Source organism: Pectobacterium jejuense, from assembly GCF_026800125.1.
In the GTDB taxonomy this organism is placed as follows: domain Bacteria; phylum Pseudomonadota; class Gammaproteobacteria; order Enterobacterales; family Enterobacteriaceae; genus Pectobacterium; species Pectobacterium jejuense.
In genome coordinates, this window is the sequence record NZ_JAPQKX010000005.1 from 387,177 (window position 1) to 408,756 (window position 21,580).

A 21,580-nucleotide genomic window follows, 5' to 3' on the forward strand; every position below is an offset into this window, starting at 1 on the left:
TCATCAGGCTGGCTTCTAAAACAGAACAACGCGAGACGAGGCGATTAAATCGCTTCTTCGTCTTCTTCACCGGTGCGAATACGGACAACGCGCGCCACATCAAAGACGAAAATTTTACCGTCGCCGATTTTACCCGTTTGCGCGGTCTGCGTGATGGTTTCTACGCAGGTATCGACGATGTCATCTGACACGACAATTTCGATTTTTACTTTTGGCAGAAAATCGACCATGTATTCTGCGCCACGATACAGCTCGGTGTGGCCTTTCTGACGACCAAAACCTTTAACTTCTGTTACCGTCATCCCTGTGATGCCCACTTCAGCTAACGCTTCACGCACATCGTCCAGTTTGAACGGCTTAATAATCGCATCAATTTTCTTCATGGAGGAACCTTTGTGTTATCTATGTTGCGGCCAAAGCCGAGCATCAGCAAGTGAACAGCATGTCAGAACTCAGGCGGACAATCTACACCCGCACGGCTCTCTCAGCGCTAGTCTTTAAAATCGTTGGCATCCAGCTCATGGCGGCCCAACAGTTTATAAAATTCCGTTCGGTTACGCCCGGCCATTCGCGCGGCCTGCGTCACGTTACCTTTTGCGATCTGTAATAGTTTTCGCAAATAGTTAAGCTCAAACTGATGACGCGCTTCAACAAACGTTGGCAGGGCGGTATTTTCACCTTCCAGCGCTTGTTCAACCAGCGCATCGCTGATCACCGGTGCGCTGGTCAGCGCCACACACTGTTCGATGACATTCACCAGTTGACGCACGTTACCCGGCCAGCTTGCCGTCATCAAGCGCTTCATCGCATCGGTTGAAAAGGTGCGCACAAAAGGCTTGTGGCGATTAGCGGATTCACGCAGCAGATGGTTTGCCAACATCGGGATATCTTCAGCACGCTCATGCAGCGCGGGCAGCTTCATATTCACTACATTGAGCCGATAATAGAGATCCTCGCGAAATTCGTTCTTCTCCATCGCCTTCGGCAAATCACGGTGCGTGGCGGAAATAATCCGCACGTCAATGTCCAAATCGCGGTTGCTACCCAGCGGGCGGACTTTTCGCTCCTGCAGAACGCGCAGCAGCTTAACCTGTAAGGACAGCGGCATATCGCCGATTTCATCTAAAAACAGCGTGCCGCCTTCCGCCGCCTGAAAAAGCCCTTCACGGCTGCTAACCGCACCGGTAAAGGCCCCTTTTGCATGGCCGAACAGCTCCGACTCCAGCAATGGCTCCGGCAGCGCACCGCAGTTAATGGCAATGAAGGCTTTTTTTGCACGCGGGCTTGCCGCATGAATCGCCTGAGCCAGCACCTCTTTCCCTGTTCCGCTCTGGCCGTTAATCAGCACGCTGACGTCCGACTGCGCGACCATTCTGGCCTGCTCCAGCAGACGCAGCATAATCGGGCTGCGCGTCACGATGGTTTCACGCCAGCTTTCATCACCCGCCGGGGCGGACAATGCTAGCGCTTCGTCTATCGCTTTGTAGAGCGCATCGCGGTCAACAGGCTTCGTCAGGAAGCTGAATACGCCCTGCTGTGTAGCCGCAACCGCATCGGGAATGGAACCGTGAGCAGTTAAAATGATCACCGGCATCCCCGGCTGATAGCGCTGAATTTCGGCAAACAGCGCCATGCCATCCATTTCATCCATACGAAGATCGCTGATCACCAGATCGAACGTCTCACGCGTTAACAGCCGCAGCGCCTCTTGGCCACTCTCCGCCGTCATCACGCTAAATCCTTCGCTGGTCAGCCGCATGCCCAACAGTTTCAGCAGGCTGGGGTCATCATCCACGAGCAACAAACTCGCCGTTTTTCGGGCTGTCATTGTCTTGTTGACTCCTTCTTCGTCGTCGCGTTGTCCGTATGTGATTCCATCGGCGGCGTATAGGTGTCATCCGCGTCAACCGGCTCATTTCTGGATTTCGTTGCCGAATTGCGCGAACTGTCTTTATTTGCACTACTGCTATTTGCACCAGAATTCCCGCGACGATCGCCGTCGTTATCCGGCATGTCCCCCGACAGCTGCTTACGAGACGACAGTTGGCGCTCAATATCCGTCAGATTTTCCAGTTTCTGCGTAGTTGTTTCTAACTGATATTGCAGGTGACTTTGCTGTACACGCAGAGCATCTAGCTGCTTGTCGCTGGATTCCTGCAAACGCTTATAGCGCAGACGCTCATCCGACAGCGCCAAGAACAACGTTTGTCTGTCACGCCAGGTTTGCATCAGCGGGCGCAGCGCCGCTGGGAAAGCCAGACGATATAAATTGATCTGTTCCAGCACCTGACGGCGTTCAGCCTGAGTAATACCAGCATTATCCAGCAGGATGCCCTGCTTAAATATGCTATCCCAGCTATCACCCGCAACTTGCCCGGCTTCCTCACGGGCCTGGAACTGCGTTAAACGCCCGGCACAGTCCATCGCCCGCAACCAGTAAAGCGCGTTGTTCATGGATTCACGATCGTCTATCTGCCACAGATGCTCGCATTGCGCGATACGGAAATCGGCAACCTGCTCTTTCGGCGGTGTCGCCTCCGTCTCCAGCAACGCCGTGCCGCTGATTACATGGCTATTACACGCAGCCAAAACGAGCGGTGACGACATGACCACCGCTTTCAACAGACGGGAAAATCTTCTACTCGCTAGCCATCCCTTCATAAATCCTACATTCATTCTCTATTCATTCTCGGACTATTCGTTATCGGACAATAAGGGCAGCTCGATGCGAAAACACACATCAGCATAGTCCACGGTAATTAGGCTAAGCTCACCACGCATACGACGAATGCAATCACGCGCAATGCTCAACCCCAGTCCGCTTCCTTTGACTGCACCACGGCGCTGATGGCTGCCCTGATAAAAGGGCTCAAAAATCATGCTCCGCTCTGCATCGGGAATAGGCGTACCATTGTTGGCGACATCAATCTGAACGCGATTGCCAATCTGACGGCTATAAATCCAAATGTTACCGGATTCCTTACCGTAGTGCACCGCATTGGAATAGAGATTATCGATCACTCGCATCAATAGCGTCGTCTCCGCCCAACAGTGATCAACGGCTAGCGTCACATCGGTATGAATCATTTTGGCGCGGGCAGGCAAGCTGTGAGAGGCCACGACAATATCGACGATTTCTTCGATTTCCACCCGCTCCAGCTCGGTCGGCGTATCCGCCAGCTTGCGATTGTAGTCCAGCAGTTGATCGATCAGCTGTAGCAGGTGGCGACTGCTGCTATCAAGAATAGCAACCACCTCTTTCTGATCGGCAGTCAGCGGACCAACCACCTCATCGGCCAGCAATTCAGTGCCTTCCCGCAGGCTAGCCAGCGGTGTTTTCAGTTCGTGGGAGATGTGGCGTAAAAACTCATGTCGCTGTGATTCGAGCCAGGACAGACGCTCGCTCAACCAGATAATACGCTGCGCCAAGGTTCGAATTTCACGCGGGCCTTTGAAGGTGCTGGTGTTGCCCAGCGAGCGCCCTTCGCCAAGGCGGTTAATCATTCGCTCGACGCCATTAACGGGGCCGATAATCATCCGTGTAAAGAGGACCACCAGCAGCACGCTGACTAGAAACAAGAGCAGCGCCTGCCAGCCAAAGAACTGACCGCGTTCGGAAATAGCCTGCTGGAGCTGCTGCCCACGGGAGAAAACGACGTCACGCGTCACCTGCACCATCTGTCCGTTAGCGCGGGAGAACCCTTCCAGCAGGCTGGATGCCGTTTGTTCCGGACCGCTGTTATGGCAGCGTATGTCGCCGAGCTGAGTAAGGAGTTGACGTAGCGTCTGGTAATAGCGGGGATCGGGCAGGACCTGCGCGTGAGAATCCAGCATTTGCAAATACTGTTTACGCTGGTTCTGATAGAGCGTCGCCAGCGTCTGATCGTCCAATACACAGTATTGCCGGTAGCTACGCTCCATCGCCAGCGCAACGCTGGTCATTGCCTCGCTGCGGCGGGCATCCGTCAGCGTTGTCCGGTTAATATCCGCAGCCTGTTCGCTCAGCATGTTCAGGCTTTGATAAGCCTGATAGGCCAGCACCAACAGCGGCAGCAACACCAGCAAGAACGCCATAATTACTAATTGCCGCAGAGAACGCGGGAATAAACGCCATCGTTTCAAAGAAATCATCTCGTTACCTATCGAATCCGCTCTGATGCTAACTGAGTCTTATAAAAGTTCAACGTTTTCCCTTACGACATGCGCAACGCTTCGCAATGTGGCATGAATACCAATGTAAGGACGGCAAAAATCACGCCATAAAAACAATCAGGGGGATTCTCTGGGGAGACGTGGCGGGGTTAAAACGTCACGCGGCCAGAAGAATCACTCCTTCTGGCCGCGTAACTGAATAGGCGGTGCCTCACTCAACGTGTCGCCCGATGCTTGATAACGTTCGTTTTCACGCTCGATTATCGGTCTGGTGGACGATAGGCACCCTTTCTTTTGGCATCATTCCAGATGTTATGAGCGAAAATGTTTGCCAGTTAGCAACGCAATCATAACCAGTTGAATGAGCAACTACACTTAATATGCACTTATGATGCCAACCTTAAAATAAAAAAATTAACATCATGATTAATAGTGATTTTTATTTCAAAACTAACCAAGAAAAATATAACCCGAAATACAAATAACGAAAATACGCGCAAAAGAGACGATTTATGTCGCTAAAAACAGACAGCTTTATGATGGCATCACGCCGTTCATATAAATCAAACAGTTAAATGTCACCAATTAGAGACAGTAAAAAACCTGTCCGTCGCAAAAAAACGACAAACGGAGAAAACAGACGTAAAAAAGGGGCCGAAGCCCCTTTCTCTGACTGACCTAAACTTAGCCCAGCTGTCTACGCGCATTGCGGAACATACGCATCCACGGGCCATCCTCGCCCCACTCTTCCGGGTGCCAGGAGTTACTGACGGTACGGAACACACGCTCAGGGTGCGGCATCATGACAGTTGCCCGACCGCTGGTGCTGGTAACCGCCGTAATACCGTTTGGTGAGCCATTCGGGTTAGCCGGATAGTTCTCGGTTACCTGACCGTAGTGGTTGATATAACGCAGCGCCACCAGACCGTGCTCTTCAATCGCCGCCAGATGCGCGCCGTCGCGGACTTCAACTTGACCTTCACCGTGTGAAACGGCAATCGGCATGCGCGATCCGGCCATGTCATTCATGAACAACGACGGACTTTTCTCCACTTCAACCAGGCTGAAGCGCGCTTCAAAGCGATCGGATTTATTGCGGACAAAACGCGGCCAGAGATCGGCACCCGGAATCAGCTCACGCAGGTTGGACATCATCTGGCAACCGTTACATACGCCTAGCGCCAGCGTATGTGGACGCAGGAAGAATTCAGCGAATTCATCGCGTACGCGAGAGTTGAACAGAATGGATTTAGCCCAGCCTTCACCCGCGCCCAGCACGTCACCATAAGAGAAGCCGCCACACGCAACCAGCGCCTGGAAATCCTGCAAGTTACGGCGATTCGCCAGCAGGTCACTCATATGGATGTCGATGGCATCAAAGCCCGCACGGTGGAACGCCGCCGCCATTTCTACGTGAGAGTTCACACCCTGCTCACGCAGGACTGCCACTTTAGGGCGGACATTTTTAGCAATGTAAGGCGCGGCGATATCTTCCTGCGGATTGAAGGTCAGCGACACGTTCAGGCCAGGATCGTTATCATCCTGTCTGGCGATGTGTTCCTGATCGGCACACTGCGGGTTATCACGCAGGCGCTGCATCTGCCAGCTGGTTTCAGCCCACCAGCGACGCAGCGTTGAACGGCTTTCCTGATAGACCGCTTCTGCACCCTGATTGATGGTGAAACGCGTGCCTTCTTCAGCATGACCGAGGTAATGCACGCAGTCTGCCAGACCATGCAGTGCCAGAACCGCTTCCACTTCCGCACGACGTGCCGCAGGGATCTGGATTACTGCACCAAGCTCTTCGTTAAACAGCGTCGCCAGCGTATCCTCACCCTGAGACGCGATATCGACAGTCACGCCGCAATGGCCAGCAAACGCCATCTCTGCCAGCGTAACCAGCAGGCCGCCGTCTGAACGGTCGTGATAGGCCAGAAGCGCTTTATCCGCGACCAGTTGCTGCATGGCATTAAAGAAGCCAGCCAACTGCTCAGGGCTATGCACATCTGCCGTCTTACGACCCAACTGGCGATAAACCTGTGCCAGCGCCGTCGCACCCAGTGCTTTATTGCCTGCACCCAAATCGATGAGCAGCAGCGCATTATCCTGTCCGATACGCAGCTGTGGCGTGACCGTGTTACGCACGTCTTCCACGCGGGCAAACGCAGAGATCACCAGCGACATCGGCGAGGTTACCGCGCGATCTTCGCCCTCTTCCTGCCAGCGGGTTTTCATCGACATAGAGTCTTTACCCACCGGAATCGTCAGACCCAGTGCTGGGCACAGCTCCTCACCCACGGCTTTCACCGCATCGTAGAGTCCGGCATCTTCGCCCGGGTGCCCTGCTGCTGCCATCCAGTTCGCAGACAGCTTCACGCGAGTCAGCGGGCCAATATGCGTGGCCGCAATGTTCGTCAGCGCCTCACCCACCGCCAAACGCGCGGAGGCTGCGAAGTTACGCAACGCGACTGGCGCACGTTCACCGATAGACATTGCCTCACCGTAATAGCTATCGAGGCTGGCGGTGGTCACCGCGCAGTCAGCCACTGGCACCTGCCACGGACCGACCATCTGATCGCGGGCTACCATACCGGTAACAGAGCGGTCACCGATGGTGATCAGGAAGGTTTTTTCGGCGACAACAGGCAAGTGCAGCACGCGCTCGACCGCTTCTGCCAGATAGATTTCATCACGCTGTAGCGGCGTGCCTTCTACCTGCTTGCGCTCAACGTCACGCAGCATCTTCGGCGTTTTGCCCAGCAGCACATCCAGCGGGAGATCGATAGGCTGGTTGTTGAAGTGACGATCGTTCATCGTCAGATGCAATTCTTCCGTCGCCTCACCAATCACCGCATAAGGCGCACGTTCACGACGGCAAATTTCATCAAACAGTGCCAGCTGCTCTGGCGCAACGGCCAGAACGTAGCGCTCCTGCGATTCGTTACACCAGACTTCCAGCGGGCTCATGCCCGGCTCGTCGTTCAGAATATCGCGCAGTTCAAAGCGACCGCCGCGGCCACCGTCGCTCACCAGTTCCGGCATGGCGTTGGACAGACCGCCCGCGCCGACATCGTGAATGAACAGGATCGGGTTGGCTTCACCCAATTGCCAGCAGCGGTCGATCACTTCCTGACAGCGGCGCTCCATTTCTGGGTTATCGCGCTGTACAGAAGCAAAATCCAGATCTGCATCAGACTGACCCGATGCCATAGAAGAGGCTGCACCGCCGCCCAGTCCGATATTCATGGACGGTCCGCCCAGTACAATCAGTTTGGCACCGACGATAATTTCGCCTTTTTTGACGTGATCGGAACGGATGTTACCAATGCCGCCCGCCAGCATGATCGGTTTGTGGTAGCCACGCAGCTCGGTGCCATTGTGGCTATCAACACGCTCTTCATAAGTACGGAAATAGCCCGTCAGTGCAGGACGGCCGAATTCGTTGTTGAATGCCGCGCCGCCCAATGGGCCTTCGGTCATGATATCCAGCGCGCTGACAATACGCTCTGGCTTGCCGAATTCTTCTTCCCACGGCTGAACAAAGCCAGGAATGCGCAGGTTCGATACAGAGAAACCCACCAGACCCGCTTTCGGCTTGGAGCCACGGCCTGTCGCGCCTTCGTCACGGATTTCACCACCGGATCCCGTTGCCGCGCCCGGCCACGGTGAAATGGCGGTTGGGTGGTTATGCGTTTCAACCTTCATCAGGATATGGGCGTCTTCCTGATGGTAAGTATATTGCCCGTTGGGATCGGTGTAGAAACGGCCGACGGCGGAACCTTCCATGACGGCGGCGTTATCTTTATAGGCAGAGAGAACGTGATCGGGGGTATGTTCAAAGGTGTTTTTGATCATTTTGAACAGTGACTTCGGCTGAGTAACGCCGTCGATCACCCAATCCGCGTTGAAAATCTTGTGGCGGCAGTGCTCAGAGTTCGCCTGGGCGAACATATACAGTTCGATATCGTTAGGATTGCGGCCCAGTTTGGTGAAGGCTTCCATCAGATAGTCAATTTCATCTTCTGCCAATGCCAGTCCCAGACGGACATTCGCCTCTTCCAGTGCCTGACGGCCTTGCAGCAGAATTTCGACACGCTTGAAAGGTGCAGGTTGGTGGTGAGAGAACAGCGCTTCGGCCTGTTTCAGGTCGCTAAATACGCTTTCCATCATGCGGTCATGCAGCAGTGCCCCCAGTTGCTGCCACTGTTCATCGCTCAGCGTAGGCGCATGAATATAGAAAGCCAAACCACGCTCCAGACGCAGTACTTTGCTTAACCCACAGTTATGGGCGATATCCGTTGCTTTGGAAGACCACGGCGAAATCGTGCCGGGACGCGGCGTGACCAGTAACAGATGGCCTTGAGGCTCGTGCTCCGCGAGAGAAGGACCATACTTCAGCAAACGTGTCAGTTTGGCCTGTTCATCGTTGTTCAACGGGGCGCTGACATCGGCGAAATGTACGTATTCAGCATAGATATCACTGACCGGCAAAACGTGCTCTTTGCAGCGGACCAGCAATTTATTAATACGAAAAGCCGATAAAGCAGGTGAACCACGCAGTATTTCCATAATCTAAAGTTCTCTCGTCTTCGATGCACTGGCTGCGATACAGCCATGGGGCACAACAGGGGGGAAACGCGCATATTATAGAGAATCCTTCCCTCGGACGAAACCGTTTGCGTGGCGATAATTTCACTTCACGCCCGACGAATGATTAATTGGTGACCAAATCAATAAAAGTTGCACACTGGCGCTTTGTTAAGCAAAATGCCCCCACTCTGGGAAATGACGTATAAAAAAACTGCCGTTACAGACAGCCTGGCCACACGGCCGCCGAGAGATAACTATTTGAAGCCGTTAAAATTAAATTATTTTTTCATCGGGATTATCACGTTACTGCTGGCGTTAGCGCTATGGCCTAGTATTCCCTGGCGCAGTAGTCAGGATGTACAGCTCAGGCAGATCCTCTCACGCGGTGAGTTGCGTATCAGCACGGTCAACTCACCGCTGACTTATGCAATGAGCAACGGATCCCCGACAGGTCTGGACTATGAACTGGCAAAACGGTTCGCCGATTACCTCGGCGTCAAGCTGGTGGTCTCGTCACGCAAGAATCTTGACGAGCTGTTCGACGATCTGGATGGCGACGATGCCGACCTGCTGGCTGCCGGGCTGATCTACAACCACGAGCGTCTGGAACGCTTCCGCGCCGGCCCAACCTACTATTCCATTTCACAACAGATGGTGTACCGCCTCGGTTCACCCCGCCCAAAAACGCTGGATAAACTGCAAGGCCGCCTCGTCGTGACGTCAGGTTCCGCCCACGCCGCGACCCTGCGCGATCTAAAAGCAGAGAAATACCCGCAACTAAGCTGGGAGTCGGCTTCCGATCAGAGCACGCAGGAATTACTGAAGCAGGTTGCCGACGGCAAACTGGACTATACGCTGGGTGATTCGGTCACTATCGGCCTGATGCAGCGGATTCATCCGCAGCTTGCCGTCGCTTTCGATCTCAGCGACGAAGAGCCAGTTACCTGGTATATGCGCCGTTCACACGATGACAGCCTGTCCGCCGCGCTGCTGGATTTCTTCAGCCAGATTGTCGAAGACGGTACGCTCGCGCGTCTGGAGGAGAAATATCTCGGCCACGTTGGCGAATTTGACTATGTCGATACCACCACGTTCCTGAGCGCGATTGATGAAACGCTGCCGGATCTACGCCCGCTGTTTGAAAAATACGCCACCGATATCGACTGGAAGCTGCTGGCCGCCATCTCCTATCAGGAGTCACACTGGAACCCGCTGGCGACCTCTCCTACCGGCGTGCGCGGGCTAATGATGCTCACGCGCAACACGGCAGAAAGCCTGAACGTCACCGATCGGGTCGACCCTGAGCAAAGTATTCGCGGCGGTGCGCAATATATGTCGCACATGATGCAGAAAATGCCGGACACCATCCCGGAAGATGAAAAAATCTGGTTTGCGCTGGCGTCTTACAACATGGGATACGCTCATCTGCTTGATGCGCGTAAATTGACCGAAAAACAGAAGGGTAACCCCGACAGCTGGGTCGATGTGAAGATGCGCCTGCCGATGCTGAGCCAGAAGCGCTATTACACTCAAACCACCTACGGCTACGCGCGCGGACACGAAGCCTATAACTACGTGGAAAACATTCGGCGTTATATGGTGAGTCTGGAAGGTTATCTGATAGAAAAAGAAGCCAAAGTGCAGCAGCAAACCCAGATCGCGCAAGGCTATCCGGCCGTGCCTCTCAGCAAGGTACCGGAATAAAAAACCGGAGTAGATCCGTATGAAAGAACAAACGCCCCGCTACTCCTGCGCGGCGTTTTTCTCGCTTTTTTCTGCGGCACGACGGGCTTTATGCTGTTCACGACGCAGGCGAAAGAACGCGCTGAGCGTGGCAGAACATTCATCAGCCAGAATGCCGGATTCAATCACGATCTGATGATTCATGCCGGGATGGCGCAGAATATCCACCAGCGACCCCGCCGCACCTGTTTTTTCATCTGACGCGCCGTAAACCAGACGGCCAATCCGGCTATGTATCATCGCACCTGCACACATGATGCACGGCTCCAGCGTGACATACAGCGTCGTCTCTAGCAGACGGTAATTCTGCAACACCTGACCTCCCTGCCGCAGCGCCATAATCTCAGCGTGCGCGGTAGGATCGTGATGTCCAATCGGCCGGTTCCACCCTTCGCCGATGGCTTCGTTACCCAGCACCAGCACCGCACCAACCGGCACTTCGCCTTCATCCTGAGCACGCTGAGCCAGCATTAATGCGTGACGCATCCAGTATTCATCGTTACGCAGGTTGCCCACGTTTCCTCACTCAGTCATTCATATTTTGGCGGCGCATTATACCCACATGAAGAGATGAAAAATCAGATGAAAGAATGAAAAAATCATTCCAGCTGTTGCAGGCTACCTTCGGGGGTGACTCGCCAGCGGTGTTCGCAAAAATAGAGCAGCGGGTTGTCCTGTTTGCTGTCGCTGTAACCGCTGTAGAGCTTGAGCGGTGCGCCGAGACGCTGCTCCATCTGCGTCACTTTTTCATGCCCCAGACAGCGCAGTGTTAATACCCAACCGCCGTAGCGGCGTGTAATCTGGCTTCCCATCAGGCGAACACCGGGCAGAAAAGGCGAATCATGATAGACCTGTTCCACCAGCCGCTGCGGCGATCCGGTCACCAGCCAGACCTGTGCCTCACTGTCTTCAAGATAGGTTTTCAGCCGCTGCTGAACCTGCGGAAACGGAATGACATCATGACGAAACGCACCGACAAACTGCTTTTCCAACTGAACCAGCTCGTCTTCATCACGCCCAAACGTAATTGCCCACAGTAGCCAGCTCATCGGCCACCGGGCCGCACGACCGCGAATCAGTAGCCCCAGCCCGATAATCGGTAATAGCGGGATAACCAGAACGAGATTTAGCGGCAGCCGACGAAGTAAAAAACGCAAAAAGCTGCCAAACATGTCCTGCTGATGCAACGTGCCATCCAGATCAAAAAAAACAATGCGTTGCTCTCGCTTATCACTCAAAACATTTCTCCCGACTTACACCAAGATAATTTTATCCGCCAATCAGCGCCTCACGCAGATAACCGTTGTGCTGTTTCAGGCGCTCACGCGCCGCTGCCACATCAATATTAGCCAGCAGCATCAGAATTGCAGGCTTAACCTCATTATCCGCCTGCACCAGCGCCTGCCGTGCCTTTTCCCGCTCGGCACCCGTTGCTTCAACCACGATGCGGCAAGCCCGGTCCAACAGCTTCACGTTGGTTGCCTTCACATCGACCATCAAATTCTGGTACACCTTTCCCAGCTTAACCATTGCGCCGGTAGAAATCATATTCAGGACGAGTTTTTGCGCCGTTCCCGACTTCAGTCGCGTCGACCCCGTTAACGCTTCCGGGCCAACGACCGGAGAAATCGCCACCAGCGCTTCCTGTGCGATGGGTGAATGCGGGTTACAGGAGATCGCCGCAGTCCGGCAGCCAACGTCACGCGCATAGCGCAATGCGCCAATCACATACGGCGTTCGGCCTGATGCCGCAAGACCGACAACCATATCCGCTGCGGTTAAATTCAGCGCTTTTAAATCCGCCTCACCGAGTGCGGGGTCGTCTTCTGCACCTTCAACCGCTTTAAGCAATGCGCCCGGCCCACCGGCAATCAGGCCAATAACCAGCCCGTGTGGCACGCCAAACGTCGGCGGACACTCGGAGGCATCCAGTACGCCCAAACGGCCGCTGGTCCCCGCGCCCAGATAGATCAACCGCCCGCCCTCTTGCAACGACGCCGTCGCCAGATCGACAGCCTCGGCAATCGCGGGTAAAACCTGCGCAATGGCTTCAGGCACTTTCCGATCTTCCTGATTAAACGCGTGCATCATCTCCAGCGTAGAGAGCTGATCCAAGGCCATCGTCGCCGGGTTTCTCGTTTCAGAAACCAGCTTCCCTAAATTAAGATTCTCTTCATCCATCACATCTGAACGCATTCTGCTACCTCATGCTTTGTGTCAGCGCTTTACACGCTCATGACAAACAACCATTTTCACCACTATACCCGTCATACTTCAAGTTGCATGTGCGTTGGCTGCATTCACTCACCCGAATCACTTACCTCAGTAAGCTCATCGGGATTCCTTCTTTTGCCGCCTTCCTGAAACTCGAATTATTTAGGGTATATATGCTTTTGGGAGCTGTGAAAGTACGCTATTCTGCATCGAATTCACCCTCCACATGCATCTCGCAAGGTAAACAGAGAAACCTCAGTGCGACTCTCCGGGTTCAGACTCTCCAGTTACACGCTTTTCTTTATTAGCTGTCTGCTGTTTCTGCTGGCGGGTTCCCTACGTGCGGACTGGGATTTTATTACCATTAATCAGCGAACCGAGCAGCTTTATGGCCCGGCAACGCCCGATGCTCGCCGCCGAATAGATGAATGGCAGACGCTGTTGGTCAATTCCCGCAATAAAGAGGAAAAGGCGCTGCTGAGCAGCGTGAACCAATTTTTCAATGACCGTATGCTGTTTCGCGATGATATTGTCGTCTGGAATCAGGAAGATTACTGGGCAACCCCGATTGAAGCGCTGCGTAAAGGTGCCGGGGATTGCGAAGATTATGCGCTCGCCAAGTATTTTACGCTGCGCCATTTAGGCGTCCCGGCGGACAAATTACGCATTACCTATGTAAAAGCCCTGCGCCTGAATAAAGCGCACATGGTAGTGACCTATTATCCCACGCCAACCTCGATTCCGCTGGTGTTGGACAATCTGACCGACAAAATCCAACCGGCGACAGAGCGCAATGATTTAGTTCCGGTGTACGCCTTTAATGGTGGTGGTCTCTGGCTGCCAGGTGCCAGCGGCAGCAACAAACGCGTAGGCGACAGTAAACGACTTTCACGCTGGCAGGATGTATTAACCAAAATGCGTGCCGAAGGGTTTTCAATTGAGGAGTAAGGGTAGGCTATGTCTCTATACAAACAATTACTGATAGCCATCTGCCTGTTTGTGCTAATTATTTTCAGCGGGAGTTTTTTCGTCAGCCTGGAAAATTCGCGTGAACAGTACAATAACCAGCTTCACTCTCACGCACAGGATGCCGCTACCGCGCTTGGGCTTTCCCTGACGCCAAATATCGATGACCCGGCAATGGTAGAGCTGATGGTCAGCTCGATTTTCGACAGTGGCTACTTTTCCAGTATCCGCGTGCGGGATTTAAAAACCGGCAACGTTACGCTGGAGCGCACCGCCTCACCGGATATCCCTGACGTACCACGCTGGTTTGTTCAGTTAGTGAACCTGCAACCTGGTGCGGGCGAAGCCATCGTGATGCGCGGTTGGGAACAGGCGGCAAAAGTCGAAGTCGTCAGCCATCCGATGTTCGCGGTGACGCGGCTGTGGCGCAGCAGTACGGCCTCTTTCCTATGGCTGCTAGGCTGTGGCACGCTGGGCGTGCTCCTCGGTGCGCTGTTCCTGCGCCGTCAGCTACGTCCGCTTGATTATATTGTCGATCAGTCGCTGGCAATTACCCGTCGTGAGTTCCTTAGCCAGCCAGATTTACCCAATACGCCAGAATTCCGCCGCGTCGCGCAGGCGATGAACTTGATGGTTAGCAAGCTCAAAACGCTGTTTGAAGAGGAAGCAGAGCGGAGCGAGCGCTTACGTCAGGACGCCTATCAGGATCCTCAAACCGGATTGAATAACCGCCGCGCGTTTGACATGCAGTTCAACGACAAACTGGCCGACGAAGAAACCGCTCCCGGCTTCCTTATTATGATTCGCGTTCAGGATCTGGCGGGGATGAACCAGCGGTTGGGTGGCCAGCGCACCGATGCGCTCTTAGCCTCCGTCGGGCATATCCTGCGCAAAATGCAAAAACAGCATACCAATGCGGAGAGCCTTCTGGCACGCATCCGCGGCGGGGAATTTGCGCTGTTCTGTCCGGGGTTGGTCGATAAAGAAGCCTATGCGCTGATTGGCGAGCTGACGAGCAACATCGAAACGTTGCATCTGACAGGCGAAACCGACGTCTCCCCTGTTGCCCAATTCGGCATGGTGCCTTTCCGCCCCGGCGACACCGCGCAATCTCTGTTTATTCAGGGCGATCAGGCGCTCACGCGAGCCGAAAGCAATACCGATAGCACCGCGCCTCACGACATTCCGTCCGTCAGTGCCGAACAGGTCGAAACCGATCGCCATAGATGGTTTAACCTGCTCGATCCCATTCTGGAACAGGAACGCTTGCAGCTTTTCCTGCAACCGGTCGTCGCCTGTGACGATCCCAGTCAGGTGCTGCATCACAAGGTGCTAGCCCGTATTCAGGATGAACAAGGAAACAGCATCGCGGCAGGCCGCTTCCTGCCGTGGATTCAACGCTTTGGCTGGGATACCCGTCTGGATCAGACTATGCTGCGCGAAGTACTGGACTATCTTCGTCAGCACGACGGCAATCTGGCACTGAGCCTGTCCGGCACCACGGTCCTGAATCTTCATTTGCTTGCCGATCTGCTTGCCCCGTTGAAGCATCAGCCTGACGTCGCCAGACGACTGATTCTGGAGCTGGATGAGAACCAATTGCCAGACAGCACCCAACTGGAAGCCTTAATCAAGCTGCTGAATGAACATGGCTGTGCGCTGGGGCTACAGCATTTTGGCGGGCGCTTTAATATGATCGGCAACCTGTCGCAATGGGGGCTGGCTTACCTGAAAGTCGATGGCAGCTACATCCGCAATATCGATCAGGAAGACGATAAACAAATGTTTATCGAAGCGCTGTATCGCGCCACCAACAGTATTGCCCTGCCGCTTATCGCCGAACGTGTTGAAACTGCAGGTGAGCTGAAAGTGCTTCAGGAGATGGGATTACAAGGCGCGATGGGACGGTTGCTGGGTGAACCGGTGCCAGCGGTCAGAGTCTGATACCACATCATTTTGGCTAACGGCGTTTAACGACCCCGGCTTCTCACTACGACATTGAGAAGCCGGAAACGGCTGAACGGGACGTTAAGGGATGATTTCTTCTTCAAAACGCTATGTCTTTAAAGCAGTAAGTCTTTAAAACACATGCCGTTAAAACAGCAATTTTTTAAAACATTCACTCTTCTTCAAAACATGGTCTCTTCATCGTCGCCAATCAGCTTGTTCAACCCGCCATTCAGGGCTTCACGCGCCTGCGCACGGTTGATCAACTTCAGTTGTGCCGCCTGAGGGAAATCGGTAATGCTGACCACGCCTTTCTGAATCAAAACCTGAATTAAGTCCTCCAGCACGCGCACCATTTCCAGATCGCTTTGCCGCAGTTGCTGGAGACTGGACATCGCTGCCTGATGACTGCGGAACCAAGCCTGCGCCTCACGCGAATCATCGGACAGTTCGCCGTTCATTTCAGGAAAAGGACTCTTTTCTACCTTCATCAGGTGGCCATCACTGTCGCGCTGGATATAAAACATGTTCGGAGACCTTTTAAGTTTTTGATAAAAAAGGGAGCCGTGCAGTCTCCCCCTTTTCGTCAGCTAGACGGTTCTGGCTTGCTGACCAGACTTTCAAGCGACGGCAATGCACCGTTATAGTGTTCCAACGTAATCGACACTGCAACCGTTCCGCCCTTATCCGCCGTAAAGTTCCCCGCGGTGCTCACTTCAATCGTCGGTGAACCATGATTATCGGTGATGCGAATATAGCGGCTGATATCAGTGCCTTCCTCCAGTTCGCCCACCAGATCGCTTAAATCAATCCGGTCACCTTCTTTGGCATTGAAGTCTTTGATCACATCGTTGCCGATATCGCCAGCCTGCCACTTAAAGACATCCGCACCTGCGCCGCCGATGAGCGTATCGCCCCCCGCGCCGCCAATCAGGATGTCGTCTCCGCTGCCGCCGTACAGAAGGTCATTCCCCGCCCCGCCGTAGAGAGTGTCATTTCCTCCCTGGCCGAAGAGAATGTCATTCCCCGCTCCACCGTTGAGTATGTCGTTGCCATCTTTCGACGACGACAGATCAAACTCCGCGCTGTGCGTTGCAATATAGCCATGCATCTCTTTCGCCGTCGGGACGCCAGTTTGCATACCTAACTGCTTGCCGATGTAGTTCTGCAAGGCGGTGATACCGTTGCCGTCGATATTAGGAAACGACACCACATCGCCGAACAGAATGTCATTCCCCAACCCGCCATTCAGTTGGTCATTACCTGCATGTATTGACTCACTGCTGCCCAAAATCGCTTTATTAAGGTTAGCAGGGTCAATATGATCCTGAACCACACCGTCGGTGTCATAGCGCTTCAGCGTATCGCCATTTAAATCAGCCCCAATACCGATCGCTTCAATTGCTGACTGCTTCTTCAGCAAACTGAAAGCCTGAGTCGCGTTTGTGTTGCTGACATCGCGGTTGCCTGAATTATCAACCCAGTACCAGTTGCCGCGGTAGTCCTGCGCCCAGTAGCTGCTGTTATTACCCACGCCGCCCAAAGAGGAGATTTCATACGTTCCGTCCCCCTGCGCGTGTACTTGTCCAATGACCGTCCCGACCACTTTATTACTGTTATCGCTCCAGGCATATTGATAGACGTTCCCTTTGCTATCAATCACTTCACGCACGGCACCGCGGACATCCATAGAGTAGGACTGCCCTGGTTTGTAGGCGAAGCTATCGATATTCAGCGTTTGGTTCCAGTCACTCACTTTCACGACATCAGCTTCATTCTTCTGATAGAACGTTGGCTCACCGTCGGTAATGAAATACGTCAGGTTATTACCCACATTCTTTTTCACCACATCGCTTTGGAACCAGTTAGCCGTCGTCTTGAACACGTCTTCATAGTTGGTTCCACCGCCTTTCTCCGATCCGCCAACCATTGAATTCAATACGGCAGTCAGCTTATTCAGGGCGCTGGCGTCGTTCAGATTCACAGAAATGGTTTTCCCCACCTGCGTATCAAAGTCAGCCAGAAAAACGTTTACCGTACCGGAATTCACACCGCTAGCACTATTGATCAGGCTTTTGAATACGTTGCTCAACGATGTACGCGTATTCTCGATATCCGTTGACGACATACTGCCAGATGAATCGACCATAAATGCAATGTTGTAATTCTTGCCTTCTATGATCTGCAAACCGGAGACATCCGCGACCATCACATCGTGGCTATGCGTGCCGGACATGTTGTCATCGCCTATCGTACCGATGCTCATCCCATACTGCTCAACGCCTCCGGCAGAGTAGCCGGTCGCCGTATCATGGTTGGCAATTTCTGTCGATGTCGCCTGCGCCACCACATTGAATTTACCCGCATCGACTGGCACTTCGAGCGTAATCTTACCAGCCAGCGTCTGGGCATTATTGGCGTTCTTGATGAGATACGATCCATCGTCACCAACGGTATACTTCACGTTGTTAATGTGGTCGGTCAGCACCGTTCCTTTCGGGATTCCCGTAAGCGTAATCCCTGACAGGGTTTCACTGCCGTCGCGATCGGTCAGGGCTGCCGAGACATCAAGCGTATGCGTCTGTGTGCCTGCCTGGCCGGGCACTTTTTCCACCGTCGCACTATTGGTGCCCGGGGTGTATGTCGTACCGTCGCTATAGATCACACCTTCAATATTGTTGCTAACCTGCGAGGTAAACGAGCCTGACTTGCCGCTGCCATCGGTATAGTTAACTTTCAGTCCGTCCAGCGTGTTAACCGACGAATCCTGATTGTTGTTCGTACTATAAGTTGCGTTATAGGTGTAACCCGTCTCTTTCATAACGAACACGTAGTCAGAATGCGCACTGCTGCCGTTATTCGTCCGGTTACCGTTAAACGAATCCAGATCGCGATGATCCTTACGATCGGCCGGCCAGTCACTCTGTCGATAGAAATACCCACTGTTGGAATGCACAACGAAGATATCGCTGTAACTGCCATCCCCGCTGGTATTACCCTGACTGTAGTACGCTACCTTGCCATTGCCGACCACCGTGGGTACCGGATCCCCTTCGGTCAGCCAAACGCGGACACCGTTGCCCACGGCAACAATTTTCCCATTTTGTACGTCGAAGCCACCGTTGGCGCTACCGCCATTGACCTTAATAATTTCCGAAGAGGTCGGCGTTGTCGCGCCACTGGTGATGCTCAGGCTCACTACTGGCGCATCGGCTACTGGCGTTATGCCAATGTGCAGCGCGGCTTTATCGCCGGTGTTACCCGCAACATCAACTGGCCGATAACCAATATCACCCAGCGCGGTGCCAGAGACATTACTCGCTGGCGTAAAGCGTAGATCGGTGTTGCCAGCCGTAAAGGTTTGTCCAGCGGTGACCGCTTTCCAACTCCCGTTATCGTTAAAATAGAGCGTGCCAGCGGCAGTAGGCGGCAGAGACGAAATCACGATGCTTGTGGTATCGCTCGATACGCCCAGATCGCTCCAGCCAATGTGCAGCGGCGTGTCTTCCGTACCAGACACCGTGTTGTTGTGTGCGGCTGGCGGCGTGACATCCATGATGGCCTGACTGTTATCATGCGCCTGATTACCTGCCGCATCGGTTGCGGTCGCCCCGGCGGTAATCTTGCCTTCCGCTAACGTACTCAGATCGACATTCGTCTGCCATTTTCCGTTCGTCACGGGCACGTCATGCAGCGTAACCGACTTACCATTCACATCGGTAAAGACCAGATCGACCTTCTTCTCGTTGCTGGTGCCGCTGACCAGGGTGTTTTTCGACTCACTCTGGCTGACATAGCCATCGTTACCCGCGAAATTCGTAATATCAATTTCTGGTGCGGTCGTATCTACGCTGTATGCATGATGGGTATTCGCCGTGGTGGCGTTCCCCGCTGCATCACGCGTGGTCACGCTCGCGCTAATGTCACTGTTAGCCGCCAGTACCGAACCTGGAACATTCACACTCCAGGTTTTTCCATCGGCATTCACCGTCGTCTGGTAGGTTTCGGTACCAACTTTAACCGTAACCGCATCACCCGCCCTAACCTCATTGCCGACTTTTCCGGTAACAGAGATCGTTTGTCTGGATTCATTAGCATTGATGACGTTATCTGACGTGACATTGTCGATAGAGATCGACGCCACCGGCGCGACGGTATCCACACCATAAGCATGGCTGGTGTTCGCGGTAGTGACGTTGCCTGCCGTATCACGTGTGGTGACTGTCGCACTCACATCGCCGTTTGCTGCCAGCACGGATCCCGGAACGTTGACGCTCCAGGTTTTACCATCCGTATTGACGGTCGTTTGGTAAGTTTCAGTGCCCACTTTAACGATAACCGCGTCGCCCGCTTTGACTTCATTGCCCACCTTGCCAGTGACCGCAATCGTCTGATCGGACTCGGTTGCGTTAATCACATTATCTGACGTGACATTATCGATAGTGATAGACGCCGTTGGTGCGACAGTATCCACACCGTAAGCGTGACTGGTGTTGGCGGTGGTAACGTTACCTGCGGTATCGCGTGTGGTGACCGTAGCGCTTAAATCGCCGTTTGCTGCCAGCACGGATCCCGGAACGTTGACGCTCCAGGTTTTGCCGTCGGTATTCACCGTCGTCTGGTAGGTCTCGGTACCGACTTTGACCGTAACCGCATCACCCGCTTTCACGTCGTTATCAACTTTACCCGTAACGGCAACGGTCTGAGCGGACTCGCTGGCATTAATCACGTTATCCGGAGTGACGTTATCGACAGAGATCGACGCGACTGGCGCGACGGTATCCACACCGTAGGTGTGATTCGTGTTGGCGGTAGTGGCGTTACCTGCGGTGTCACGCGTAGTGACGGTCGCGGAGATATCGCTATTGGCGGCCAGCACCGAACCGGGAACATTCACGCTCCAGGTTTTGCCGTCGGTATTGACCGTCGTCTGGTAGGTCTCGCCGCCGACTTTAACGGTGACCGCATCGCCCGCTTTAACTTCGTTGCCGACCTGACCGGTGACCGCAATCGTCTGACCCGATTCGCTGGCATTAATCACGTTATCCGACGTGACATTGTCGATAGCGATCGACGCCACTGGCGCAACGGTGTCCACACCATAAGTGTGGCTGGTATTGGCGGTGGTGACATTCCCTGCGATATCACGGGTGGTGACAGTGGCACTCACATCACCATTCGCGGCCAGTACCGACCCCGGCACGTTCACGCTCCAGGTTTTACCATCCGCATTCACCGTCGTCTGGTAGGTCTCGGTACCGACGGTAACCGTAACCGCGTCACCCGCTTTCACGTCGTTATCGACTTTACCCGTGACCGTAATGGTCTGGCCGGACTCGCTGGCATTAATCACGTTATCGGACGTGACGTTATCGATAGATATCGATGCAACCGGCGCAACCGTATCGACACCATAAGCATGATTGGTATTAGCAGTCGTGACGTTACCTGCCGTATCGCATGTAGTGACGGTCGCACTCACATCGCCGTTTGCTGCCAGCACGGATCCTGGAACGTTCACGCTCCAGGTTTTGCCGTCCGCATTCACCGTCGTCTGGTAGGTTTCGGTGCCGACTTTAACGGTAACCGCATCGCCCGCTTTGACGTCGTTATCGACTTTACCGGTGACGGCAATGGTCTGGCCGGATTCGCTGGCATTAATAACGTTATCGGACGTCACATTATCAATAGAAATTGAAGCAATAGGTGCAACGGTGTCCACACCGTAAGTGTGGCTGGTGTTGGCAGTCGTGACGTTACCTGCGGTGTCACGCGTGGTGACGGTCGCACTCACATCACCATTGGCGGCCAGTACCGAGCCCGGCACATTCACGCTCCAGGTTTTACCATCGCTATTCACCGTCGTCTGGTAAGTCTCAGTGCCAACGGTAACGGTGATCGCATCGCCCGCTTTGACTTCATTACCGACCTGACCGGTGACGGCTATGGTCTGGCCGGACTCAGTCGC

Annotated in this window: 13 protein-coding genes; 3 read left to right on the forward strand and 10 right to left on the reverse strand. The window is 53.9% G+C overall.

Annotated elements, in window-relative coordinates:
- Positions 1–44: 44 nt before the first annotated feature.
- From glnB to purL, 5 genes are all read right to left on the reverse strand, one after another.
- Entirely contained in the window at positions 45–383 is a 339-nt protein-coding gene (gene glnB / locus NXT09_RS12140) for a nitrogen regulatory protein P-II (RefSeq protein ID WP_005970202.1), read from the reverse strand.
- A gap of 107 nt (positions 384–490) precedes the next feature.
- Positions 491–1,828: a two-component system response regulator GlrR gene (glrR, locus tag NXT09_RS12145; RefSeq protein WP_010280116.1), complete on the reverse strand. Its 1,338-nt coding sequence runs from the start codon at positions 1,826–1,828 to the stop codon at positions 491–493.
- A complete protein-coding gene (qseG, locus tag NXT09_RS12150; RefSeq protein ID WP_268579824.1) occupies positions 1,825–2,676 on the reverse strand; it encodes a two-component system QseEF-associated lipoprotein QseG in 852 nt (283 codons plus the stop codon). Before qseG ends, glrR begins: the two co-directional genes overlap by 4 nt.
- A gap of 18 nt (positions 2,677–2,694) precedes the next feature.
- On the reverse strand, positions 2,695–4,131 hold the full coding sequence (locus tag NXT09_RS12155; RefSeq protein ID WP_268579825.1) for a sensor histidine kinase: 1,437 nt from the start codon (positions 4,129–4,131) through the stop codon (positions 2,695–2,697).
- A 705-nt stretch (positions 4,132–4,836) separates the two neighbouring features.
- Entirely contained in the window at positions 4,837–8,721 is a 3,885-nt protein-coding gene (purL, locus tag NXT09_RS12160; protein WP_268579826.1) for a phosphoribosylformylglycinamidine synthase, read from the reverse strand.
- 216 nt (positions 8,722–8,937) lie between these two features.
- Between purL and mltF the strand changes: the two genes are divergently transcribed.
- Positions 8,938–10,446 carry a membrane-bound lytic murein transglycosylase MltF gene (mltF, locus tag NXT09_RS12165; protein WP_205550213.1) on the forward strand — a complete coding sequence of 503 codons (1,509 nt, stop codon included), beginning with the start codon at positions 8,938–8,940 and terminating at the stop codon, positions 10,444–10,446.
- A 39-nt stretch (positions 10,447–10,485) separates the two neighbouring features.
- Here mltF and tadA read toward each other — a convergent pair whose 3' ends face one another.
- The 3 genes from tadA to murQ form a co-directional block, all read right to left on the reverse strand.
- On the reverse strand, positions 10,486–11,001 hold the full coding sequence (tadA, locus tag NXT09_RS12170; protein ID WP_268579827.1) for a tRNA adenosine(34) deaminase TadA: 516 nt from the start codon (positions 10,999–11,001) through the stop codon (positions 10,486–10,488).
- Positions 11,002–11,084: 83 nt separating this feature from the next.
- A complete protein-coding gene (gene yfhb / locus NXT09_RS12175) occupies positions 11,085–11,723 on the reverse strand; it encodes a phosphatidylglycerophosphatase C (protein ID WP_010301173.1) in 639 nt (212 codons plus the stop codon).
- A gap of 31 nt (positions 11,724–11,754) precedes the next feature.
- Complete coding sequence (murQ, locus tag NXT09_RS12180) at positions 11,755–12,681, reverse strand: N-acetylmuramic acid 6-phosphate etherase (protein WP_268579828.1); 927 nt, start codon at positions 12,679–12,681, stop codon at positions 11,755–11,757.
- Positions 12,682–12,957: 276 nt separating this feature from the next.
- On the opposite strand from murQ, the gene lapG reads away from it, so the two are divergent.
- Positions 12,958–13,647, forward strand: a complete 690-nt coding sequence (lapG, locus tag NXT09_RS12185; RefSeq protein WP_205550220.1) for a cysteine protease LapG — start codon at positions 12,958–12,960, stop codon at positions 13,645–13,647.
- A gap of 9 nt (positions 13,648–13,656) precedes the next feature.
- Positions 13,657–15,609 carry a cyclic di-GMP receptor LapD gene (gene lapD, locus NXT09_RS12190; RefSeq protein WP_268579829.1) on the forward strand — a complete coding sequence of 651 codons (1,953 nt, stop codon included), beginning with the start codon at positions 13,657–13,659 and terminating at the stop codon, positions 15,607–15,609.
- A 185-nt stretch (positions 15,610–15,794) separates the two neighbouring features.
- Here lapD and NXT09_RS12195 read toward each other — a convergent pair whose 3' ends face one another.
- Both NXT09_RS12195 and NXT09_RS12200 read right to left on the reverse strand, forming a co-directional pair.
- Positions 15,795–16,139, reverse strand: a complete 345-nt coding sequence (locus NXT09_RS12195; RefSeq protein ID WP_014916239.1) for a hypothetical protein — start codon at positions 16,137–16,139, stop codon at positions 15,795–15,797.
- A gap of 59 nt (positions 16,140–16,198) precedes the next feature.
- Positions 16,199–21,580, reverse strand: a 5,382-nt coding sequence (locus NXT09_RS12200; protein ID WP_268579830.1) for an Ig-like domain-containing protein, incomplete at its 5' end; no start/stop codon positions are given.